Source organism: Blautia sp. CAG:237 (genome assembly GCF_000436615.1).
GTDB classification, from domain to species: Bacteria; Bacillota; Clostridia; order Lachnospirales; family Lachnospiraceae; genus Blautia_A; species Blautia_A intestinihominis.
Window position 1 is genome coordinate 16,054 of the sequence record NZ_FR886719.1, and the last position, 21,714, is coordinate 37,767.

The 21,714-nt window shown below is 45.1% G+C and carries 20 protein-coding genes and 1 pseudogene; 2 read left to right on the plus strand and 19 right to left on the minus strand.

Annotation, left to right across the window (positions count from 1 at the left end; translation table 11 throughout):
• Window positions 1-16: 16 nt before the first annotated feature.
• The 11 genes from QZL69_RS05475 to QZL69_RS05525 all read right to left on the minus strand — a co-directional run bounded on the left by QZL69_RS05475 (window position 17) and on the right by QZL69_RS05525 (window position 11,402).
• Complete coding sequence (locus QZL69_RS05475) at window positions 17-913, minus strand: Nif3-like dinuclear metal center hexameric protein (RefSeq protein ID WP_022214218.1); 897 nt, start codon at window positions 911-913, stop codon at window positions 17-19.
• 218 nt (window positions 914-1,131) lie between these two features.
• A complete protein-coding gene (gene truA / locus QZL69_RS05480) occupies window positions 1,132-1,872 on the minus strand; it encodes a tRNA pseudouridine(38-40) synthase TruA (RefSeq protein ID WP_022214219.1) in 741 nt (246 codons plus the stop codon).
• 4 nt (window positions 1,873-1,876) lie between these two features.
• Window positions 1,877-2,680, minus strand: coding sequence for an energy-coupling factor transporter transmembrane component T family protein (locus tag QZL69_RS05485; protein ID WP_022214220.1), 804 nt, complete (start codon window positions 2,678-2,680; stop codon window positions 1,877-1,879).
• On the minus strand, window positions 2,673-3,560 hold the full coding sequence (locus tag QZL69_RS05490; RefSeq protein WP_022214221.1) for an energy-coupling factor transporter ATPase: 888 nt from the start codon (window positions 3,558-3,560) through the stop codon (window positions 2,673-2,675). Before QZL69_RS05490 ends, QZL69_RS05485 begins: the two co-directional genes overlap by 8 nt.
• Window positions 3,551-4,396, minus strand: coding sequence for an energy-coupling factor transporter ATPase (locus tag QZL69_RS05495; RefSeq protein ID WP_022214222.1), 846 nt, complete (start codon window positions 4,394-4,396; stop codon window positions 3,551-3,553). The genes QZL69_RS05490 and QZL69_RS05495 overlap by 10 nt, the downstream gene beginning before the upstream one ends.
• Before the next feature lie 14 nt (window positions 4,397-4,410).
• A complete protein-coding gene (yihA, locus tag QZL69_RS05500) occupies window positions 4,411-5,016 on the minus strand; it encodes a ribosome biogenesis GTP-binding protein YihA/YsxC (protein WP_022214223.1) in 606 nt (201 codons plus the stop codon).
• 10 nt (window positions 5,017-5,026) lie between these two features.
• Window positions 5,027-7,342 (minus strand): endopeptidase La, encoded by a 2,316-nt coding sequence (gene lon, locus QZL69_RS05505; RefSeq protein ID WP_022214224.1) that lies wholly within the window; start codon window positions 7,340-7,342, stop codon window positions 5,027-5,029.
• Window positions 7,343-7,360: 18 nt separating this feature from the next.
• Window positions 7,361-8,665 (minus strand): ATP-dependent Clp protease ATP-binding subunit ClpX, encoded by a 1,305-nt coding sequence (gene clpX, locus QZL69_RS05510; RefSeq protein ID WP_022214225.1) that lies wholly within the window; start codon window positions 8,663-8,665, stop codon window positions 7,361-7,363.
• 74 nt (window positions 8,666-8,739) lie between these two features.
• Window positions 8,740-9,321 carry an ATP-dependent Clp endopeptidase proteolytic subunit ClpP gene (clpP, locus tag QZL69_RS05515; protein ID WP_022214226.1) on the minus strand — a complete coding sequence of 194 codons (582 nt, stop codon included), beginning with the start codon at window positions 9,319-9,321 and terminating at the stop codon, window positions 8,740-8,742.
• A gap of 46 nt (window positions 9,322-9,367) precedes the next feature.
• Window positions 9,368-10,654, minus strand: coding sequence for a trigger factor (gene tig, locus QZL69_RS05520; RefSeq protein WP_022214227.1), 1,287 nt, complete (start codon window positions 10,652-10,654; stop codon window positions 9,368-9,370).
• A gap of 190 nt (window positions 10,655-10,844) precedes the next feature.
• Complete coding sequence (locus tag QZL69_RS05525; protein ID WP_022214228.1) at window positions 10,845-11,402, minus strand: DJ-1 family glyoxalase III; 558 nt, start codon at window positions 11,400-11,402, stop codon at window positions 10,845-10,847.
• Between the two features lie 137 nt (window positions 11,403-11,539).
• On the opposite strand from QZL69_RS05525, the gene QZL69_RS05530 reads away from it, so the two are divergent.
• Entirely contained in the window at window positions 11,540-11,995 is a 456-nt protein-coding gene (locus tag QZL69_RS05530) for a CYTH domain-containing protein (protein ID WP_022214229.1), read from the plus strand.
• Here the strand turns inward: QZL69_RS05530 and QZL69_RS05535 are convergent.
• The 4 genes from QZL69_RS05535 to rfbD form a co-directional block, all read right to left on the minus strand.
• On the minus strand, window positions 11,992-12,441 hold the full coding sequence (locus QZL69_RS05535; protein WP_022214230.1) for a phosphate-starvation-inducible PsiE family protein: 450 nt from the start codon (window positions 12,439-12,441) through the stop codon (window positions 11,992-11,994). The two genes, QZL69_RS05530 and QZL69_RS05535, sit on opposite strands and share 4 nt — an antisense overlap.
• 238 nt (window positions 12,442-12,679) lie before the next feature.
• Window positions 12,680-14,236 (minus strand): ABC-F family ATP-binding cassette domain-containing protein, encoded by a 1,557-nt coding sequence (locus QZL69_RS05540; protein WP_022214231.1) that lies wholly within the window; start codon window positions 14,234-14,236, stop codon window positions 12,680-12,682.
• A gap of 139 nt (window positions 14,237-14,375) precedes the next feature.
• On the minus strand, window positions 14,376-15,674 hold the full coding sequence (locus tag QZL69_RS05545) for a dicarboxylate/amino acid:cation symporter (RefSeq protein ID WP_022214232.1): 1,299 nt from the start codon (window positions 15,672-15,674) through the stop codon (window positions 14,376-14,378).
• 1 nt (window position 15,675) lies between these two features.
• On the minus strand, window positions 15,676-16,527 hold the full coding sequence (rfbD, locus tag QZL69_RS05550) for a dTDP-4-dehydrorhamnose reductase (RefSeq protein WP_022214233.1): 852 nt from the start codon (window positions 16,525-16,527) through the stop codon (window positions 15,676-15,678).
• Between the two features lie 275 nt (window positions 16,528-16,802).
• On the opposite strand from rfbD, the gene QZL69_RS05555 reads away from it, so the two are divergent.
• Window positions 16,803-17,144: a VOC family protein gene (locus QZL69_RS05555; protein ID WP_022214234.1), complete on the plus strand. Its 342-nt coding sequence runs from the start codon at window positions 16,803-16,805 to the stop codon at window positions 17,142-17,144.
• A 2-nt stretch (window positions 17,145-17,146) separates the two neighbouring features.
• Here QZL69_RS05555 and QZL69_RS05560 read toward each other — a convergent pair.
• From QZL69_RS05560 to QZL69_RS05575, 4 genes and pseudogenes are all read right to left on the minus strand, one after another.
• Window positions 17,147-17,860 (minus strand): annotated as a pseudogene (locus QZL69_RS05560) (aldo/keto reductase).
• A gap of 34 nt (window positions 17,861-17,894) precedes the next feature.
• The gene (locus QZL69_RS05565) at window positions 17,895-18,815 is read right to left on the minus strand and encodes an N-acetylmuramoyl-L-alanine amidase (RefSeq protein ID WP_291518540.1); all 921 of its coding nucleotides are present in this window, start codon (window positions 18,813-18,815) and stop codon (window positions 17,895-17,897) included.
• Between the two features lie 148 nt (window positions 18,816-18,963).
• A complete protein-coding gene (locus QZL69_RS05570) occupies window positions 18,964-20,019 on the minus strand; it encodes an FUSC family protein (protein ID WP_022214238.1) in 1,056 nt (351 codons plus the stop codon).
• Window positions 20,020-20,717: 698 nt separating this feature from the next.
• A complete protein-coding gene (locus QZL69_RS05575) occupies window positions 20,718-21,518 on the minus strand; it encodes a hypothetical protein (protein WP_022214239.1) in 801 nt (266 codons plus the stop codon).
• Between the last annotated feature and the right edge of the window lie 196 nt (window positions 21,519-21,714).

The window sequence follows — 21,714 nt, forward strand, 5'->3', positions numbered from 1 at the left end:
ATCGGATAGTTGCTGTTTACTCCGATTTCTGTTCAAACAAACTCTTTTTTGTCTGATACTTCCACATATCACCAGTTGGAACATAAAAAACTGATACTTTATTTTCAGTTAATTCCATAAGCCAGTCTTTTGCATATCGGGCACCAAGTTCTTCCCAGTTAAAATGACCTGGATTGATACATGCAAGATTTTTTCCCAGAGGAATTCCATCGCGGATATACGATAATACCGTCCACTCGATCACTTCCCCCGGAATAATACATTCAACCCCATCCTGCTCCATTTCACGAATGATCTCTGTCGCATAATCACTCCAGCTTCCGTCTTCGTTAAAATGCTGCGGAATAAACGCATCCGGATAAATATGTCCTGTAAATGCTATTTTTTTTAATTCTGCTTCTGGATTTCCTATAAAACGAAGTCCTTGCATTCCGATTTTTTCTATCAATTCCTGATTGATCTCTCTAAGCTTTTTTGCCTTTGGAAAACATACTGTATAACCAAACGGAATCTTCTGCTCTTCTGTAAGATATTCCATCCAGCCCAGGTATTTCAGCACTCCTGTAAAAATGCTGTCAGGTTTATGGGCATGCATATGATCATGATCCCGAACAAGCACAATCTTATTCTCTTTTAGTAATTTTAATTTTTCATCATAAATTCTGCATTTATAATCTGCCTTCCACTCAGGCCAGTCAGGGGTCAGATAGGATACAGGCTCATGAACATACAGAAGATTTGCTTTAAGTTCAATCGTCCTTCTGATCACATCAACTGTCGGAACCAATGCAGAAACAATTCCTGTGCATTCCTGTGAGCAATCACCAAACTTTACTTCATCACATCCATGATAATCTTCTCCCAGATCAGGATGATATTCAGAAACCCGATCTAATATTTCCTGAATTGTCATTTGTTCTCCTTTTCCTTTTGTGATATTTTTCTTTTTTTATTATGATAGCAGTAAAAAAGAGCTTTTTCTTTTCCTTTTTTTTCTATATAATTGTCATTTTTTGATATTTTCATTTTCAGACAAACTAAGGGAGGGTATAACTCTTCCTGAGCTATACCCTCCCTGTTTTTATGCTGTCCATTTCCAGACAGTCGCTTTTATTAAAATAAGACTGCTTTTCAGTCAAAAAATTCAATTCCCATCAACGTCAGTCCATGGGCCGGTGCTGTCGGTCCGGATACGGATCTGTCGCAGGCATCCAGAATCTTCTTTACGCGCTCTGGCGGATACTGACCGTTTCCTACCTGAATCAGGGTTCCTGCAATAATACGCACCATATTGTAGAGGAATCCCTCTCCTCTTACCTGTATCGTCACAATATCTCCGTCTCTCCAGATATCAATTCCTGTCAGTGTACGGACCGTCGATTTCACCTGTGCTCCTGTTCCACAGAAGCTGGCAAAATCATGCCGTCCGATCAGATAGGAAGTTGCCTCTCGCATCTTGTCCACATCCAGTTTGTAGTGGTAGAAATAAGAGTACAGCCTCTCTGTCGGCACCGGGAATTTCCGATTCAAAATACGATATTCGTAAGTTTTCTCACTGTCGCAGTAACGTGGGTGAAAATCCGGATCCACTTCCTCAGACAGCTGAATCCGAATGTCATCCGGAAGCCGCTGGTTCAGCGCATAGGAAATCTTTTCACCCGGAATTCTTGTATTGGTGTCAAATACCGCCACATTTCCCAGTGCATGTACGCCGGCATCTGTACGGCTCGCACCCATAATCTCGATTTTCTCTCCGAGAAGTTCTGTCAGGGTATCGTTCAGAACACCCTGGATCGTGACTCCGTTCGGCTGGATCTGCCAGCCACTGTAATTCGTTCCATCATATGCAACTACAAGTCCAATTCGCTTCATCTTATCACCATCCCATCACGCGGAATCCAATCGCAACGGCAAGGTACACGAACAATACCAGATATGCGACGTGGTCCCTCTTTGCATAGTGAAGTGGCTTCATCTGTGTACGATGATCGCCTCCATGGTAACATCTTGCTTCCATCGCCATTGCCAGATCATTGGCACGACGGAATGCTGAGATAAACAGCGGGACAAGAAGCGGAACCATGTTTTTGACCTTCTGGATCATGTTTCCATTCTCGAAGTCGGCACCTCTGGCGATCTGCGCTTTCATGATCTTGTCCGTTTCTTCCAGAAGGATCGGGATAAAACGCAGCGCGATCGACATCATCATTGCGATCTCATGTACCGGAACGTGGATCTTGTTCAACGGACGCAGGCTTTTTTCCAGACCATCAGTGAGCTGGTTTGGTGTTGTTGTCAGCGTCATAAGTGAAGATCCGATCACCAGATAGATCAGTCGGATTGCCATGCGGACTGCCATGGAGATTCCTTCTTTGGTGATGGTGAAGATTCCGATCTTCCAGAGCACTTCACCCGGTGTCAGAAGGATATTGAACACCATCGTGATCAGAAGGATCATGAAGATCGCTTTGAGTCCCTTAAAGATAAACTTCACCGGAACCTGAGAGATCGTGATCATCCCTGCCAGGAATAACGTTGCAACGGCATATCCTGCCACGCTGTGGAACAGGAATACGGAAATAATGAAGATCAGCGTTCCAAATAACTTGGTTCTCGGGTCCATTCTGTGGATCACAGATTTCGCCGGATAGTACTGACCGATCGTAATATCTCTAATCATTCTGAGCTCCTCCTTTCAGTAAAGGGGAGTTCATTTTCCGAAGAGCATTCAGGATATCCTGCTTCGCCTCTTCTACCGTTGTATCAGAAGGGTCGACATTGAGTCCTTTTTCCTTAAGGGCATGCATGATATAGGTGATCTGCGGGGCAGCCAGTCCCATCGGTTCCATCTCTTTGTAATGAGCAAAAACCTTCTTTGGTGTGTCATCAAAGGCGATCTGTCCATGATTAACCACGATCAGACGCTCCGCATATTTGGCTACATCTTCCATGCTATGAGAAACCAGCACAATGGTAATCCCACGAACTTTGTGAAGTTCTGCGATTTGATCAAGGATCTCATCTCTTCCCTTCGGATCAAGACCTGCGGTCGGCTCATCCAGAATCAGGATCTTCGGGTTCATTGCAAGTACACCTGCAATGGCCACTCGCTTCTTCTGACCACCAGAAAGTTCAAATGGTGATTTGTCAAAGTTTTCTTCTTTGAAGCCTACATGATGAAGTGCCTTGCGTGCTTCTTCCTCAGCCTGTTCTCTGGTCATTCCCTGGTTCATCGGTCCAAAACACACATCTGAAAGCACATCGCTCTCAAACAACTGATGTTCCGGATACTGAAAGACCAGTCCTACTTCACTGCGAAGTTTCCTGCGGTCGTATTTCTCCGCCCAGACATCCTCTCCATTGTAGGAAACGGTTCCTGATGTCGGCTGGATCAGTGCATTAAAATGCTGGATCAGTGTAGACTTTCCGCTTCCGGTGTGTCCGATCACACCGATAAACTGTCCGTCCGGGATTTCCAGATTGATATCCTTAAGTGCGTGGATCTGATAGGAAGTTCCCGGGCTGTATGTGTATGTTACGTTTTTTAATTCTATTGACATAAGGCATTTACCAGCTCTTCCGTAGTAAGGATTCCATCCGGAATGTCTACTCCGGACTGTTTGAGTTCATGCGCCAGCAGAGTTACCTGCGGTACATCAAGACGGTATTTCTTGAGAGTTTCCACCTGGGAAAAAATTTCCCGCGGAGTTCCCTCCATAACTACATGACCGCCATCCATAACGATGACATGGTCTGCATCGATCACTTCTTCCATGTAATGCGTGATCAGAACTACCGTAACATTTTCCTGCTTATTCAGCTGATGAACAGCTGCGAGTACTTCCTTACGGCCGTTCGGGTCCAGCATGGCTGTCGGCTCATCCAGGACAATGCATTTCGGACGCATCGCCATGACTCCTGCGATAGCAACTCGCTGCTTCTGACCTCCGGAAAGTTTATTCGGAGAGTGATGTCTGTACGCTGTCATGCCGGTCTTCTCAAGACTTTCGTTGACACGCTTCCAGATATCCTCGGTCGGAACTCCCATGTTTTCGGGCCCGAATCCGACATCCTCCTCCACAACAGTTCCGATGATCTGGTTATCCGGATTCTGGAATACCATTCCTGCCTTCTGACGCACCTTCCATAATTCCGGCTCCTCAGAAGTATTGATCCCGTCGATCCAGATTGTTCCATCGGACGGCAGAAGCAGTGCATTGATGTGTTTGGCAAAGGTAGACTTACCGGAACCATTATGTCCCAGGATCGCTACAAACTGTCCTTCCTTGATATCAATATCCACACCATCCACAGCTCTCTGTGTTTCCTGAACGTTGCCGTCCTCATCATATTTCAAGTAATCGAATGCAAGTTTTACTGCTTTGATGATTCCCATCTCTTATAGTCCTTTCAGGCTTCTTCTGCAGGTGTCTGACCGGTCAGAGAATCGATCAGTTCCCATATTTCATCTCTTCCCTGCTTTGTTTCTGCGGAATACGGAATGATCTTCGTTCCCTTGGTAAGCTTAAGTTCTTCACGGATAACTTTGAGACATTTCTGAACCTGGCTTCTCTTGATCTTGTCAAGCTTGGTCGCTATGATGATCGGTTCATATCCATTGTGCAGGATCCATTCATACATCTGGCAGTCATTCGCAGATGGTTTGTGGCGGATATCGATAAGAAGGAACACTGCCTTGAGATCCTTGGAAGTATGCAGATAACGCTCGATCATCTTTCCCCATTTTTCTTTCTCGGCAGGTGTGATCTTGGCATATCCATATCCCGGAAGATCCACCAGAAACATCTCGTCATTGATCTTATAAAAATTGATCGTCTGTGTCTTACCCGGCTGGGCACTGGTGCGTGCCAGTGCCTTGCGGTTCATAAGACCATTGATCAGAGAAGATTTTCCTACATTTGATTTTCCTGCAAAAGCTACCTCCGGCATCCCTGTATCAGGAAGTGTGCTGGTAACTCCGCAGACAATATCCAAAACTGCATTTTTAATAATCATAAATTCCTCTTTATTTCACCAGTGCTTCGTGAAGCACTTCCTTCATATTATCTACATAGGAAATTTTGAGGCCGTCCAGGATCTCTGCATCGATCTCCTGAATATCCTGCTTATTTTCCCTCGGAACAAGTACCTGTTTGATACGGGCGTATTTCGCTGCAAGAAGTTTCTCCTTGAGACCGCCGATCGGCAGAACCCTGCCGCGGAGAGTGATCTCTCCTGTCATGGCTACATCTGCGCGCACTTCCTTACCAATGATCGCAGAAAGCATCGCTGTCGCCATGGTGATACCCGCAGACGGACCATCCTTCGGGACAGCTCCCTCCGGGATATGTACGTGAATGTCATTTTCCTGGAAAAATTCCGGTTTAATATCGTACTGGTCTGCAACAGAACGGATATAAGAAATACCAGCCATTGCGGATTCCTTCATGACATCTCCAAGCTGACCGGTCAGTACCAGTTCACCCTTGCCAGGCATGACATTTACCTCGATCTGAAGTGTATCGCCGCCAACCTGTGTCCAGGCAAGTCCTCTTGCGATTCCTACTTCGTCCTTCTTGTTTGCCATCAGATAACTGTATGTGGATTTGCCGAGGAATTTGTCAAGATTCTTCGTATTGACAACAACTTTGTCCGCACCGTTCTCCATGAGTTCACGGGCTGCTTTACGGCAGATCTGACCGATCTTGCGCTCAAGTCCTCGTACTCCTGCCTCTCTGGTGTAGAGAGTGATCATTTTGCGAAGTGCGGCCGGCTGTATGGTCAGCTTACCTTTCGGGATACCATTTACTTCAAGCTGCTTCGGGATCAGATGTTCCTTCGCGATATGTTCCTTCTCATTCTCGGTATAGCCTGAGATCTCGATCACTTCCATACGGTCCAGAAGCGGTCTCGGGATTCCCTGGATATCATTTGCAGTCGCAATAAAAAGTACCTCGGAGAGATCCTGCGGAACCTCTACATAATGGTCATTGAAGTGGCTGTTCTGCTCCGGATCCAGAACTTCAAGCAGTGCAGAGGAAGTATCTCCCTTGTAATCGCTGCTTGTCTTGTCGATCTCGTCAAGGAGCATCAGAGGATTGCTGACGCCCGCCTGCTGCAAAGCAACAGTGATGCGTCCCGGCATTGCCCCTACATAAGTCTTACGATGTCCACGGATCTCAGCTTCGTCACGAACGCCGCCAAGACAGATACGGACATATTTCTTGTGAAGTGCCTCTGCCACAGAATGGGCAATGGAGGTCTTACCAGTTCCAGGAGGTCCCACAAGACAGAGAATCGGACTCTTGCCGCCGGAAGTCAGTTTACGCACGGAAAGAAATTCCATGATACGCTCCTTGACTTCTTTGAGGCCGTAATGTCCCTCCTCCAGGATCTTCCATGCTTCGGCAAGATCCATGGAATCCTCGGATTTCTTATCCCACGGAAGATCCAGCAGTGTTTCGATATAGGTGCTGAGCACGCTGCTCTCAGCTGCACTGCTGTTCATGCTCTTGAAACGGTCGATCTCCTTGCTGATCTTATCCTTGACTTCTTTTGAAGCCTGGAGTTTCTCAAGTTTCTCGCGGTATTCCTGTGCTGTGTCAGCAGTGTTGTCCTCGCCAAGCTCTTCACGGATCAGTTTGAGCTGTTCTCTCAGAATATATTCTCTCTGGTTCTTGTCTACGCGGGCTTTGAGTTTGTGCTGGAGATCATGTCCGATCTGAAGCACTTCGATCTCATTGTTCAGGATCGCTGCAAGAACTTCATACTGTTCTTCCAGTGTCACTGCCTCCAGGATCTTCTGCTGATTCTGGTAGGTGATCTGGATGTTCACAGATACCTGTGAGATCAGTTCTTCCAGATTCTGGATGTTCATGATCTTGGCAGCAAGATCTTTGCTGATCCTGCCGCTCTCGATACAGTATCTCTGAAACAGTTCACGGATGCTTCTGTACATTGCCTCTCTCAGAGACTTCGCATAATGGGCTCCATCTGCCTCAAATCCTGCGGTCTCTGCCATGAGGAATGGTTCCTCCTGTTCCAGTCCGATGAGTTCTGCGCGTTCCACGCCCTCGACCAGAACACGGAGCAGATCATGTGGTAATTTAACTACCTGTTTGATATATGCAACTGTACCAACCTTGTACAGATCTGTGATTCCCGGTGTTTCCATTTCCGGATCTTTCTGTGTGACCAGAAAGATCTTCTCATCCTGAAGCATGGCAGCTTCAATTGCCTTCATAGAGCGTTCTCTGCTTACATCAAAATGAACGATCATATCCGGCAGGATCGTCGTTCCTCGAAGTGCGATCGCAGGAAGAATGCTAATTGGCTGTTTCATGTTTCTTCAGTCCCTTCTTTAGGCCGTTTCCGGCTTGCCTTTCTTTCTTGAACGGGAAGTTTTCTTAAGCTCCGGTGCCGGTGCTTCGCCATGGATGACTTCCGGCTCTGCTGTTCCTTCTACGGCATCCTTTGTGAGAATGCATTTCTGGATCGTCTTGTCAGAAGGTGTGCGGTACATAAGATCCATAAGAGATTTCTCCATGATAGATCTGAGTCCTCTGGCTCCTGTCTTACGTTCCAGAGATTTACGTGCAACTGCTTCCAGTGCTTCATCCTGGAATTCCAGTTCTACGCCGTCCAGCTCAAACAGCTTGTGATACTGTCTGGTCAGTGCGTTCTTTGGCTCCTTGAGGATACGGATCAGTGCTTCCTCATCCAGTCCGTCAAGAGTTACAACGATCGGAACTCGTCCGATGAATTCCGGGATAAGACCAAATTTGACAAAATCTTCCGGCATGACATCCTTGAGGATCTCACCGATGTTTCTCTCTTTCTTGACCTCTACTTCTGCACCAAAACCGATAGACTTCGTGTTCTGTCTTGCCTCGATCGCTTTCTCGATCCCGTCAAAAGCACCGCCGCAGATAAACAGGATATTTGTCGTATCGATCTGAAGGAATTCCTGATGTGGGTGCTTACGACCTCCCTGCGGCGGTACGTTTGCAACGGTTCCCTCGAGGATCTTCAGAAGTGCCTGCTGAACGCCCTCACCGGATACATCACGGGTGATGGATGCGTTTTCGGATTTTCTGGTGATCTTGTCGATCTCATCAATATAGATGATTCCGTACTGTGCACGTTCAATGTCATAGTCTGCTGCCTGGATCAGTTTCAGAAGGATATTCTCCACATCCTCACCGACATAACCGGCCTCTGTCAGTGTTGTAGCGTCTGCAATAGCAAACGGCACATTCAGAAGACGGGCAAGTGTCTGTGCAAGCAGAGTTTTACCGGAACCGGTCGGTCCAAGCATCAGGATGTTGCTCTTCTGTAATTCCACATCCAGGTTTCTGGATGCTGTGATTCTCTTGTAATGGTTATAGACAGCTACGGAAAGTGCTTTCTTTGCCTCATCCTGTCCAATAACGTAGTCATCCAGAATCTTATGAATCTCTTCTGGCTTTAACAGATTGATGTCTGTATCATAGATATCTTCCTGGTCGTAATCTCCCAGTTCCTCTTCCATAATCTCTGAGCAGATACCTATACACTCATCACAAATAAAAACTCCCTCCGGACCTGCGATCAGCTTGCGGACCTGGTCTTCAGATTTGTGACAAAAAGAGCATCTGACTTTTCCATCTCTTATTTTTTCTGCCATAGATAGTTCTCGTTTCCTTTCCGTTTGTTATGGCACAAAAGGAACCCCCTGAAAAGAGGTTCCTTTTGTCTGCTTTATTTATGCTCGACAACACCATCGATCAGTCCGTATGCCTTTGCTTCTTCAGCAGTCATATAATTGTCGCGGTCTGTGTCTTTTTCCACTACTTCATAAGGCTGTCCTGTGTTTTCTGCCAGGATCTCATTCAGTGTACGCTTGGTCTGTGCGATATGGTCTGCAACGATCTGGATCTCGGTTGCCTGACCCTGTGCACCGCCTGACGGCTGATGGATCATAATGGTAGAATGCGGCAGGGCAAATCTCTTACCCTTGGTTCCTCCTGCCAGAAGGAAAGCTCCCATGCTGGCTGCCATTCCAAGACAAATGGTAGATACATCACATTTGATGTACTTCATTGTGTCGTAGATCGCCATACCAGCGGTTACAGATCCTCCCGGACTGTTGATATATAATTGAATGTCTTTACCAGGATCCTCTGCTTCGAGGAACAGAAGCTGTGCCACGATAATGCTGGCACTTACATCATTTACTTCTTCTCCAAGAAAGATGATACGGTCTTTCAGAAGACGGGAGTAAATGTCGTAACTTCTTTCGCCTCTGCTTGTCTGCTCAATGACATAAGGTACTAAACTCATATAATATGCCTCCATTCGTCGCCTGACTGTGGATCATAATGTCTGCTTAGGCTTCTTTTGCCTCGTCAGCTACGAGAGTTACGGCTTTCTGTACAGCCATATCTTTCTTCATCTGCTCTAATTCGCGGTCGCCAAGCAGTTCTTTGATCTTGTCAGCTTCCATCTTGTATGCTTCAGCCATTTTGCTGATCTCTTCGTCAACTTCTTCCTGAGTCGGCTGAATGTTTTCAACTTCTGCGATCTTCTCAAGAACCAGTCTTGTCTGGATTCTCTTGAGAGCCTGTGGTTTCATTTCTTCCTGCATCTTCTCAGCTGTCATTCCTGTGAACTGGAAGTACTGCTCCATGGTAAGTCCCTGAGACTGCATTCTTCTTGCGAAGTCATCCAGCATCTGACGTGTCTGAGTAGCTACCATTGCATCCGGAATCTCCATCTCTGCGTTCTCGATTGCTTTGTCTACTGCTGCGTTTTCTTTTGCTGCACGAGCTTCTTTTTCTTTCTTTTCTGTCAGGTTCTTCTTGATGTCTTCTTTGTACTCTGCAAGAGTATCGAACTCAGAAGCGTCCTGTGCAAAATCATCATCCAGTTCCGGAAGTTCTTTTGCTTCTACTTTCTTAACGTCACACTGGAATACAGCTTCTTTGCCAGCCAGTTCTTTTGCCTGGTATTCTTCCGGGAATGTAACCTTAACTTCTACGTGGTCTCCGGCTTTAGATCCAACGAGCTGATCTTCGAATCCCGGGATGAAAGATCCGGAACCAAGTGTCAGCGGGTAGTCTGTTCCTTTGCCGCCTTCGAATGCTTCACCGTCAACAAATCCTTCGAAGTCGATTGTTGTGATGTCGCCATTCTCTGCTCCACGGTCTTCTACTGTAACTGTTCTGGAGTTTTTCTCCTGCTCTTTCTTCAGTTCAGCTTCAACGTCCTCGTCTGTTACTTCTGTCTCAGACTTCGGAACCTCTACTCCTTTATACTCACCAAGAGTAACTTCCGGTTTAACAGCTACTTCTGCTGTGAAGATGAAAGCTTTTCCTGGCTCAGCCTGTGTTACAGCGATCTCCGGCTGGGATACGATCTCAAGCTCGCACTCCTCAACTGCTTTGCTATAGTGCTCCGGGATCAGAGCGTTTGCAGCGTCCTCAAGGAAGATTCCCTTGCCGTACATCTGCTCGATCATTTTTCTTGGTGCTTTTCCTTTACGGAATCCTGGAAGAGAGATTCTTCCTTTTGCTTTCTGGTATGCAGCCTGCATAGCTTTCTCTAAATCTTCAGCGGAAACCTCGATTGTAAGTTTCGCCATGTTCTTTTCCAGTTTTTCAACCTGTAAACTCATGTTTTTTGTTCCTCCTTAATTTTCAGATATAAGCTCTGAATATTCTATCTATTGCTTATCCCTGTCTGCGGATAATGCGTACAGGTAGCTGTATCCCGATATCAAGAGATACAATTACAGTCATTATCGTAGTATAGCACAACAGGTATAAAAACGCCAGTATTTTTTGTAGAAAACTCCTGTTTTTGCCTTATTTCCGGGAATATACCACGGATTCTGCGATCTCATCCGCCTTTTCTTCACCAAGAAGCTGTCCGATCAGGCTTAATGCGAAGTCCACAGCGGTTCCAAGTCCGCGGCTGGTCGTCACATTGCCATCAACTACAACACTCTCATAAGACGGCTCTGCGCCGGTAAGCCCCTCCATGCAGGACGGATATGCAGTTGCCTTTCTTCCTTCAAGGAATCCAAGAGATGCCAGAACAGTCGGTGCCGCACAGATTGCCGCTACTTTACCGCTCTTTCCGTAGAAATCTCTCAGAAGGTCACAGAGCGGCTGATACTCTCCCAGATACTTCGTTCCCGGCATTCCTCCCGGAAGGACGAGCATGTCTGCATCTGAAAAATCAGTTCCCGTAAATACTCTGTCGGTCTTCATCATGATCCCATGGGATGTTGTGATCTCATTGCTCTCTTTGATGGAAACAGTTTCTATGTCGATTCCTGCACGGCGCATCAGGTCTACTACGGTCAGGCCTTCGATATCTTCAAATCCGTCTGCAAGAAAAATATAAACTTTTTTGCTCATAAAAAACCTCCCTGTTTCGTATCTGTTTTATTTTTCCCATTTGTTTAGTATAGCATTTATCAGGAAAAAGGGATATACTAAATCTACAAAATCTAATGAATTTTTCCCTGTAATTCAGAATGCAAAGGAGTATGCACATGGAAATCGAAAGAAAATTCCTCATAAAAAAAGAACAGCTTCCAAAAGATCTCGCAAACTGTTCTTTCCATAAAATCGAGCAGGGTTATCTCTGCACGGATCCTGTCGTCCGCATTCGCAGGCAGGATGATGAATATTATCTGACTTATAAATCAAAAGGACTCCTGTCCAGAGAGGAATACAATCTCCCTCTGACCCAGGAATCCTATGAGCATCTCAAGCCAAAAGCCGACGGCATCGTCATCTCCAAGACCCGTTATCTGATCCCGGAAAAGGATGGCCTGACGATCGAACTTGATGTCTTCCACGAAGACTATGATGGACTTCTTCTTGCCGAAGTTGAATTCGAATCCGAAGAACAGGCAAATACCTATATTCCTCCGGAATGGTTCGGAGAAGATGTCACTTATTCTTCTGCTTATCACAACAGCACTTTAAGCAAAGGCAGAAATTAAACCTCGTGTTTTTCTTCCTTACATTTCTTAAACGGTGAATGTGACATGTCGCTGTCCTCTGTCATCAGGAACTTCCTGATTGCAAAGAGGACGGCGATGGCAATGACTCCGATCAGTGTCTGTGTTGGTGCCATATGCTCAACAACCATCTGTCTGGCTGTTGCAAACATCAGCACTTCTACAACTGTCTGCGCGGAGTGGCGGCAGAGCATCTTTACAAACTCCACACCTACGACCAGCGACAGGGCGTTTGCCAGAAACTTTGTAAAAAAGTCAATATCCATGTCCATAAGCGAAGTCTCTGTGATCGCATAGATCAGCCGGATGCCAGCCAGCGCGATCACGATCAGAATGACGATAGAAAGCACGATTTCTGTATAGCGGGCAACATTGTAGATTCCCTCGTTGAAGTGCTTACGTATCTTGTGATTTACCTCCTTGTGCATAAACCCTCCCTAAACTGAAGCCCTGTTATTTACTGCTTCTTTAGCTTATCATGGGGAGATATGCGCTGTCATGTCCTTTTATCCGTACATTTATTTTTTCTTTTAGTTTGCCGAAGCCAAACATAGTTCCCCTCCCAGTTTTAAATCAAAGAAAATTAATAAAAAATGTGATCGTAAGGCTGTTGATAAAGTCTGCAAACAATTTTGATTTTTTTGCCTTTCACAATATTTTCTCCATTTAGAATACCTTGGTAGTCCACTTGCTCATATCCCAGACTTCATTTACCACATCCTGGTAAAACTCCGGTTCATGGCAGATCAGAAGGATACTTCCTCTGTACTCTTTGAGGGCACTCTTTAATGCCTCTTTGGCATCTACGTCCAGATGGTTGGTCGGCTCATCGAGAAGCAGGACATTGGTATCGCGGTTTACAAGTTTACAGAGACGGACTTTTGCCTGCTCACCACCGCTTAAGACACGGACCTGACTCTCGATATGCTTCGTTGTAAGACCGCATTTTGCAAGAGCTGAACGGATTTCATACTGTGTGTAGGACGGAAATTCCTGCCATAATTCTTCGATACAGGTCGTCTTATTGTCACCCTTTACTTCCTGCTCGAAATATCCAAGCTGGAGGTTTTCTCCTCGCTCGCAGTTTCCCTTGAGGGACGGGATCAGTCCAAGGATGCTCTTGAGCAGGGTTGTTTTGCCGATTCCGTTTGTTCCGACCAGTGCGATCTTCTGTCCTCGTTCCATCGTGAAGTTCAGTGGTTTGGAAAGTGGCTCATCATAACCGATCACGAGGTCATGTGTTTCAAAAAGCATTTTGCCCGGTGTGCGTCCATAACGGAAATGGAACTCCGGCTTTGGTTTCTCTGCTGCCAGCTCGATCACATCCATCTTGTCCAGTTTCTTCTGACGGGACATTGCCATGTTTCTGGTTGACACACGGGCTTTGTTTCTCGCAACGAAGTCTTTGAGTTCGCTGATCTCCTGCTGCTGGCGGCGGTAAGCTGCCTCAAGCTGTGCTTTCTTCACTGCGTAGACTTCCTGGAAATGATCGTAATCACCCACATAGCGGTTCAGCTCCTGATTTTCCATATGGTAGATGATATTGACTACATCATTCAGGAACGGGATATCATGAGAGATCAGGATAAAAGCATTCTCGTAATCAAGAAGATAACGTTTGAGCCATGCGATATGTTCTTCATCGAGATAGTTGGTCGGTTCGTCAAGAAGCAGGATGTCCGGTTTCTCCAGAAGGAGTTTGCCGAGAAGCACCTTCGTTCTCTGACCGCCGCTTAAGTCTGTTACATCGCGGTCAAGTCCCAGATCCAGAAGCCCCAGTGCTCTTGCAACTTCTTCTACCTTGGAATCAATGACATAAAAATCATGCAGAGTCAGCTCGTCCTGGATCGTTCCCAGTTCTTCCATCAGTGTGTTCATCTCTTCTTCGTCTGCGCTCCCCAGAAGATTGCAGATCTCATTCATCCGCTGTTCTTTCTGAAGCAGCGGGTCAAAAGCAGATTTCAGCACTTCCTGGATCGTCATGCCTTTTTCGAGGACGGCGTGCTGGTCAAGGTAGCCTGCGTGGACGTTTTTTGCCCATTCTACCTTGCCTTCATCCGGCATCAGTTTCCCTGTGACAATGCTCATGAAAGTAGACTTGCCTTCTCCGTTCGCTCCAACAAGTCCGATATGTTCTCCTTTAAGAAGTCTAAAAGAAACATCTGAAAAAATAGCTCTGTCGCCAAAGCCATGTGTCAGATGCTCAACGTTTAATATGCTCATAAATTTCTCCTTTTTGTAATGATGGTTTTATTATATCTGACATCTGAAAGGGATTTCAACCTGTTTTGCATATATGGACAAAAAAACGACCGTACACATAATGTGTACAGCCGTTTCTTTTAAGATTGATATTTGGAAATCAGTCTGTTTCGTTGAATACTGATTTGTCGAGAGCGCCGTTCTGGTGTGCGACGATCGTTGTGCAGACAGCGTCACCTGTGATGTTGACTGCTGTTCTTGTCATATCGAGGATACGGTCGATACCCATGATCAGACCGATTGCCTCTACCGGAAGTCCAACAGAGTTGAATACCATGGTCAGGGTTACAAGACCGACACTCGGTACACCTGCGGTACCTACGGAAGCAAGTGTCGCTGTTCCGATAACGGTCACGTAATCCATCGGGCTTAAATGGATGCCAAATGCCTGTGCCGCAAAAACTACTGCAACACCCTGCATGATGGAAGTACCATCCATGTTGATGGTCGCACCAAGCGGAATGGTGAAGGAAGAAATCTTCTTGGATACACCAACCTTCTTGGAAAGGGTATCAATAGACATCGGAATGGTCGCATTGGATGTAGCGGTTGAGAATGCGAATGCCATAACCGGGAAAAATTTCTTGATGAAACGTATCGGGTTCAGACCTGTAAAGATCTTGAGCAGGATCTGATATACACCGAAGCACTGGATCGCCAGGGCAAGCAGTACGCCGATCATATACTTCGCCAGCGGAATGAATGCGCTGAAGCCGATGTTTGCAAAAGTACGGCTGATCAGGCAGAAAACTCCGATCGGCGCAAGGCTCATGATCATCATGGTCATTTCCATCATAATGTCATTGAACTGGCTGAAAAAGTTTGCTACTGTCTCTGCACGCTCTCCCATCTTTGCAAGGATCACACCGACGATCAGGGCAAATACGATAACCTGAAGCATGGTTCCGCTTGCCAGAGAATTGATCGGGTTGTCCGGAATGATGTTGAGGATTGTATCCGTAAGGGAAGTTGCCTCCATGGTTTCCACAGACGCTGCTGAACTCTGGATTGCGCTCATATCAAGTCCGACACCTGGATTAATCAGGTTTCCGACGCCAAGTGCAACGCAAACTGCCAGTGCAGTGGTTGCAAGATAAAAAGCCAGGGTTCTCACACCTACGGTTCCGAGTTTCTTGGTATCCCCGATCGCCATGCTTCCGCAGATCAGAGAGCAGAATACCAGCGGTACAACAAGCATCTTCATCAGACGGATGAATCCCTGTCCGATGACATAAAGGATACCTTCAATAATTACATCTTTCTTAAAGCTGCTGTCCGGAACCAGATAGCAGAGAATGATACCAAGGATCGCACCTGCGATCAGGGCGATGAAAATCTTGGTTGTCAGACCGATTGCTTTTTTGTTCGGAGTTTTTGCTTTTGTGTTTTTTTCTTTCATCTTAGTCCTCCGTTCTTTCATCCATGTATTCTTTCAGAGATTCTTTCCAGTCTGGCATGTCATACACCTCAATGATACGAAGGATAAAATTGTCCAGAACTGCATATGGCGGTCTGACAGAAGAAAGATCTGACTGCTCTGTCGGAACAGATTTCAGTTCGATATTCTTGCCGGCAAGCCGTAAGATCTCCTGTGCGAATTCATAACGGTTGCAGACGCCGCTGCAGGTCACATGATAAGTTCCATATTCATTTGTGCTGATCAGATACAGGATCATTCTTGCAAGATCCTTCGCGCTGGTCGGAGAACCGAACTGGTCAGATGCAACGGAAAGAGATTTTCCGGTCTCTGCTGCCTCCAGAACACGGTTTACAAAGTTGCGTCCACCCTGTCCGTATACCCAGTTACTGCGGATGATAAAGTGCTTGTGAGTAAATTCTTTGACGTAATACTCGCCGGCTCTCTTAGATCTGCCGTAAACAGTCAGCGGATTGGTGTCATCAAATTCTGTGTAAGGTTTCTTGCTCTGTCCGTCAAATACATCATCTGTGGAAAGCTGAACGATCTTGGAACCACATTTGCGGGCAACAATGCTTAAGTTTCTTGCGCCAAGGGCATTGACACGGTATGCATGTTCCGGATTTTTTTCGCACTCATCGGTATCTGTAATACCGGTACAGTTAATGATCACATCCGGACGGTTGACGGTACCAAAGTTGATCACTTCATCCGTATCGGTGATGTCCAGTTCATCAAGGTCTGTGTTCAGAGCCTCGATCTCCATCGGGTCAAGTACATCATTCAATGCACGGCCGATCTGTCCACTTGCACCCGCAATCCATACTTTTAACATCTCTACTACCTCCTCAAAATAAAATACGGCACCGATTCAGATCAAATCAGCGCCGTTTCAATCTATGTCGTTAAATATTTTAACAATTTTGTATATTTATGTCAAGGAAAAGTGCATGTTGTCTGTTGTTTTTGCATACTTATGCGGTTTTTATATTGTATTTTTTCAGATAATGCTGAGATAATTTCCAAGAGCAGTTGCATCTGTTCGGAAGTTCTTATATGGTGAAAGAAACAGCCCCGTCGGGGCTCTAACTTAATCAAGGAGGATTTTTTATGGCAAAGATCGACCATGCCGCGATTCGTACAAGTTCCTACGAAGACGCCCAGAAATTTTTTGAAGATGTATTTGATATGCATATGTGGAGAGAAATCGGAGAAAAGCCATCTCGCAAATGCTGGTTCCGCGAGGGTATCCAGCTCTGCGAGATGGAAAATATCAATATCACTGCCGAAAACGGCTATGTTCATATTTCTATCGCCGTTGATTCTGTAGAAGAAACAATGGAAAAGATCAAAGCTTATCCTGTGACTCCGATCAACGATCACTGGTTCTCTCTTCCTGATGGAACGAAGATCGAACTGAAACTTCTGGAAAACTGGAAAGTGAACGACTGATATTATTTCAGCAGACCTTCCAGGTTTGCCGCAAAACGAACTGCCCAGGATGCCGGGGATGCGTCTGGTTCTGCGTCTTTGAGGATCTTTTCTACGCTTTCCGGCGGGGTTGCAAGCATACCGCCCTTGACTGGTTCCATGATGATGACCGGTTTGCCGTGCTTACGTGCAACCTCATAGCATGCTCTTGACTGGACTGCCGGGTTTTCCCAGTCTGCGTAGTTGATCTGGAGCTGGACGAATTCCATCTCAGGGTGTGCAGTCAGGATCGCTTCCAGTTCTTCCGGTGTGGAGTGGAAGGAGAAGCCTACATGTTTGATCAGACCCTGGACCTTTTTCTCCTGGACTCAGCTCCAGAGATCAAAGTTATCAAAATACTGTGTTCTCATCTCGCCGAGATTGTGCAGCAGATAAAAGTCAAAATATCCTGCTCCTGTCTGTTTCAGGGATGTTTCAAACTGTGCTGTCGCATCTTCTCTTGTCTTGCAGTTGATCCATGCTGTGTTCTTGGTGGCAAGCTGGAATTTTTCTCTCGGATAGCGCTCTACCAGTGCCTGATGGATCGCATCTTCACTTCCTGCGTAAGCCCATGCAGTATCAAAATACGTGAATCCTGCATCCAGAAAAAGATCTACCATCTTCTTGGTCTGTTCTACATCGATGGTGTCGTCATCCAGCTTCGGAAGACGCATCAGACCGAATCCAAGTTTCTTGATTTCTTCGCCTAAATATGCCGTGTATTTTCTCCTCTCAACTTATAAAAAATTTTTTTATGCCATCAGCCATTCCTTTGACCATTTTTTGCTGGTAGGATGGTCGTTGCATCATTCTGTCTTCTGACGGATTCGACATATATCCAAGTTCAATCAGTGTTGTCGGGACTTTGCTCCAGTTATTTCCACTCATGCTGTCTGTTTCCCATATATATTCTTTCCTGCATCCGGTTGCCTTCACATAAGAATTCAGCACTGCTTTTGAAAGTGCATAGCTTTTCCTGTACATGTTTCTGGAAACGTAACGGTTCCTGGAGGTTACGCAAATTGTCATCGCGCCATTTACCGATGAATAATCCACTCCATTTGCATGAATTCTCAGATATGCATCTGCTTTTGCTCTGTTTGCAACTCCTGCTCTCTGTGCACAGCTTATTCTGGTTTTGTTGTCATTTCGGGTCATAATCACACGACATCCCTGTGCTATCAGTGCTGTACGAAGTTTTTTGGCTATATTTAATGTAAGCTGATATTCTCCAATTCCTGTAGCAACTCCTTCTGTGCCGGAACTGCATTTCGCTTTTCTTTCGCTTGAGCCCGGTCCCAATGGTTCATATCCACTCATCTGGACTCCGGAATGTCCCGGATCAAGAACAACTACAGGTACCCATACTCCATTGCTATTGATCTTTCTTCCCTGAATTGTGGTGTTTCTTCTCATTTTTCCGCTTCTTTTATCGAAATAGCGATAATGATTTTTTGTGTACACCCATCCTTTCAGCTGAACCCCCTGGTAATTAAAACAATAATAGTCATTTCCGATTTTTGACATGCCTTTCAGCATTCTGCCATTCTGGTAATAGTATCTCTTCCCGGAAACAGTTTTCCATCCGGTATACCTGCCGGCAGCCTGTACAGTCTGAGGCAAGATACCACCCTGCATCCCTGTTTCGCTCAAAATCCCACCAAGCAAAAGCAGGCACAGCAATATACTTATAGTTTTTTTACTTTTTTCAAATCTTTCCTCCCTCCATAAAAAAACTGCTTTCTGTTCGTTTCATTAAATATTATATTCCGAACAGAAAGCAGATGCAATCTATATTTAATTATGCGATACTCTTTTCCATATGTTTGCGTTCAAACAGTCTGTCGATTACTTTGTTACATAGGATCGTATATACTGCTCCGAATACGTTGGCACCGATACGAAGTGCTACTGCTGCCGGCATGCCGAACAGTCCTGCTGCGATGGATAATGCTCCGAAAGTATTGAATGCAGTCTGCCAGGCATATCCTGCTGAATAGCCTACGCCAATTCCACCGATCATGCCGATATACGGATACATGGATTTCGGAAGGATCAGGTATAATACGATGAATAAAGCACATCCTACAATGTTGAACATTCCTCGTTTTCCTGCGCGTCCCATGCAGTCTTCGGTAAATGGAAGACATACAGACATGCAGGCAATTCCTGCCCACATTGCTCTCGGAAGTCCCAGAAGGTTCATGAAAAGCATTGCGCTGGAAACGATAAGTGTCAGTTTGAGATACCATCTTCCGCGCGCAGAATTCAGGTCGAATTCACGGAAAAGATCCAGGAATGTTCTTCTATATGGACGGTTCTTTTGATTCTTATAGAAGATAAACATGCAGAGCAGCATTCCAACGGCGAGTCCTTCTACTCTCTTTATGTATTCTGCTCCGGTCACATCGTACCCCAGCAGGAGAAGGTATCCCAGGACAAATGTAGAATGATTATACATGATCACGTTGTGGCATCCCAGGATCATCAGAAGCATAATACAAATGATATTCACGGCAAATGCCGGTACTGCGGAGACTGAATTCGCGATCCTTGGTCCGGCCATCAAAATCCCGTAAATCCCTGCAATGCAAAACAGCCCATGTGTCGTCCGTATCCCGAAATCTGCCTGTCTGAGCACCATCACCGCCAGAAGAACGGTCACGCCAACCACGCTGTTGTTACTGCCGGTAAGCTTACTGTACAAAGACACAACCGCCACACAGAATGCCATCACGAGGTATACCTTGAAATTGTAGATCAGAATGTGTCGTCTTTTTTCCTTTGGATCTGTGGTGTTTTTGATCAACTGCTTCGAGCCCACAGAACTCAGCTGCAGTTCCTGATAAAAAGTCATAAGTTCTCGCTCCTTTTTTACAAAGTGTAGAGAACTATACCGCAAATCTGGCTGGAGGTCAAGTGGTATTTTTGGGAATTTGACGTTTTCCTATGGCATATTTTTCACTTTATCGAGCCACATGCAGACCTGTCTGGATCTGTAAACCCGACACTGACTTACTCAGCTTTAGACCATCTAAGCTACGGGCATTTTAGACTTGTACAGTACCTGCTTCCTATCAGACTATCTACTTTCGGAGCCTCCTTTGACTTGCCTGATACTTGCTCGCCATCGGACCATATAATTTCGGAGCTGGTTTTGACTTGCCTAGTACTTGCTCCCCATCAGACCATATAATTTCGGAGCTGGTTTTGACTTGTCTACTACTTACTCTCTACCAGACCATATAACTTACCGGGATTTTGTTGACTTTGTATGGACTTGCTATTGCTATAGTCATCCTCAATCACAATTTTTGTGGACTTCCACTGTACTTACTTATCTGCTGGTCATTTCTCGCCTCAGTTTCTGTTGGTCTGCCCTGTATTTACTCTTATACAAGTCATTACAGCTATATTGATTCGTAGATCCTACCATTACTTTTCTACTGGTAATCTTTATCCTGAATTTCAGTTAACCTAAGCCATCAATTTTTTCCAAACTGTTTACAAGGTAATATAAGCCAACACTAAAGGCATACCTTTCTATCTTTCATACTATAGTAGATACTCTCTTGCAAGCTTCTCTACAATTTTCATGTCCAATCCATCCTGTAGCGTTTCAAATGTCAGGACTAACCTTTGCCCTGGAAAGATTCCATTTTTTTCGTATGTTTCAATCTTCTTGATCGCTTTTCTTGCATACTCAGGATCATCCATTCTTCCATCATGCTCCCAGTATATCTCTTCTCCTGTCTTTGGAGATAAAAATGTAAAGTCGGGATAGACTATTCCAAATCTTTTCAATATTACTGGATGCTCATATTTATACGGAATTCCTGTATGATAAAAATAATCTGCCAGGATTTTTTCTGACTTCGAACGCACACGTTCTCCCTTTGCTGTTGTTATGACTGGAATATTTTCAGCAAATGTCTTGCCTTTATATTCTTCCTTTTCCCACTCGCTTAAACGTTGTTCCCATGTTGGTTGTATCGGTTTGATCAACTTCTGTCTCTCGGGATGTTCTTTCGTGTATAATACGTCAATTTCATTGTCATCATAATCTTTCAATATTCTTCGAAGCTGTTCCAGACGTTTCTTTACCAGGCTGCGCAATTTGTTGTTATATGTATTTTGCGCCAGTTGAACAGGAAGTTCTTTGTTAGTCTTTGGAATATAGGTGTCATATTTCTTACCATTTCCACTTGGAATATGATGAAAGTAACGGACTTTATTTTTGTCCATCGAGATTCGTAAAGTACCTTCCAACACTTCTTCCTCTGAATCACCTATCCCGTTCAGAATGTCTTTTAAAAACCTTTCTTCCTCTAATAATTTTTGTCTTAAACCATTCATATATTACATCTCCTTTTCTTTTATTTGTGATTTAGGAACATTAGAGAATGGTATTGGGAATCATTTAATAGAAATATTCTTCGCAGTATGACTCATTTATTTACTCTTAGAATTTAAATCAACTATAGCAATCCACTAAATTATTGCACATAATCACACGAATGAAACCACCCTATGCAGTCCTTTGGACGAATTG

Excerpts from the sequence above, each read along its gene's own strand:
- QZL69_RS05475 (WP_022214218.1), bottom strand. The coding sequence starts at position 913 with ATGACAATTCAGGAAATATTAGATCGGGTTTCTGAATATCATCCTGAT.
- truA (WP_022214219.1), bottom strand. The coding sequence starts at position 1,872 with ATGAAGCGAATTGGACTTGTAGTTGCATATGATGGAACGAATTACAGT.
- QZL69_RS05485 (WP_022214220.1), bottom strand. The coding sequence starts at position 2,680 with ATGATTAGAGATATTACGATCGGTCAGTACTATCCGGCGAAATCTGTG.
- QZL69_RS05490 (WP_022214221.1), bottom strand. The coding sequence starts at position 3,560 with ATGTCAATAGAATTAAAAAACGTAACATACACATACAGCCCGGGAACT.
- QZL69_RS05495 (WP_022214222.1), bottom strand. The coding sequence starts at position 4,396 with ATGGGAATCATCAAAGCAGTAAAACTTGCATTCGATTACTTGAAATAT.
- yihA (WP_022214223.1), bottom strand. The coding sequence starts at position 5,016 with ATGATTATTAAAAATGCAGTTTTGGATATTGTCTGCGGAGTTACCAGC.
- lon (WP_022214224.1), bottom strand. The coding sequence starts at position 7,342 with ATGAAACAGCCAATTAGCATTCTTCCTGCGATCGCACTTCGAGGAACG.
- clpX (WP_022214225.1), bottom strand. The coding sequence starts at position 8,665 with ATGGCAGAAAAAATAAGAGATGGAAAAGTCAGATGCTCTTTTTGTCAC.
- clpP (WP_022214226.1), bottom strand. The coding sequence starts at position 9,321 with ATGAGTTTAGTACCTTATGTCATTGAGCAGACAAGCAGAGGCGAAAGA.
- tig (WP_022214227.1), bottom strand. The coding sequence starts at position 10,654 with ATGAGTTTACAGGTTGAAAAACTGGAAAAGAACATGGCGAAACTTACA.
- QZL69_RS05525 (WP_022214228.1), bottom strand. The coding sequence starts at position 11,402 with ATGAGCAAAAAAGTTTATATTTTTCTTGCAGACGGATTTGAAGATATC.
- QZL69_RS05530 (WP_022214229.1), top strand. The coding sequence starts at position 11,540 with ATGGAAATCGAAAGAAAATTCCTCATAAAAAAAGAACAGCTTCCAAAA.
- QZL69_RS05535 (WP_022214230.1), bottom strand. The coding sequence starts at position 12,441 with ATGCACAAGGAGGTAAATCACAAGATACGTAAGCACTTCAACGAGGGA.
- QZL69_RS05540 (WP_022214231.1), bottom strand. The coding sequence starts at position 14,236 with ATGAGCATATTAAACGTTGAGCATCTGACACATGGCTTTGGCGACAGA.
- QZL69_RS05545 (WP_022214232.1), bottom strand. The coding sequence starts at position 15,674 with ATGAAAGAAAAAAACACAAAAGCAAAAACTCCGAACAAAAAAGCAATC.
- rfbD (WP_022214233.1), bottom strand. The coding sequence starts at position 16,527 with ATGTTAAAAGTATGGATTGCGGGTGCAAGTGGACAGATCGGCCGTGCA.
- QZL69_RS05555 (WP_022214234.1), top strand. The coding sequence starts at position 16,803 with ATGGCAAAGATCGACCATGCCGCGATTCGTACAAGTTCCTACGAAGAC.
- QZL69_RS05570 (WP_022214238.1), bottom strand. The coding sequence starts at position 20,019 with ATGACTTTTTATCAGGAACTGCAGCTGAGTTCTGTGGGCTCGAAGCAG.
- QZL69_RS05575 (WP_022214239.1), bottom strand. The coding sequence starts at position 21,518 with ATGAATGGTTTAAGACAAAAATTATTAGAGGAAGAAAGGTTTTTAAAA.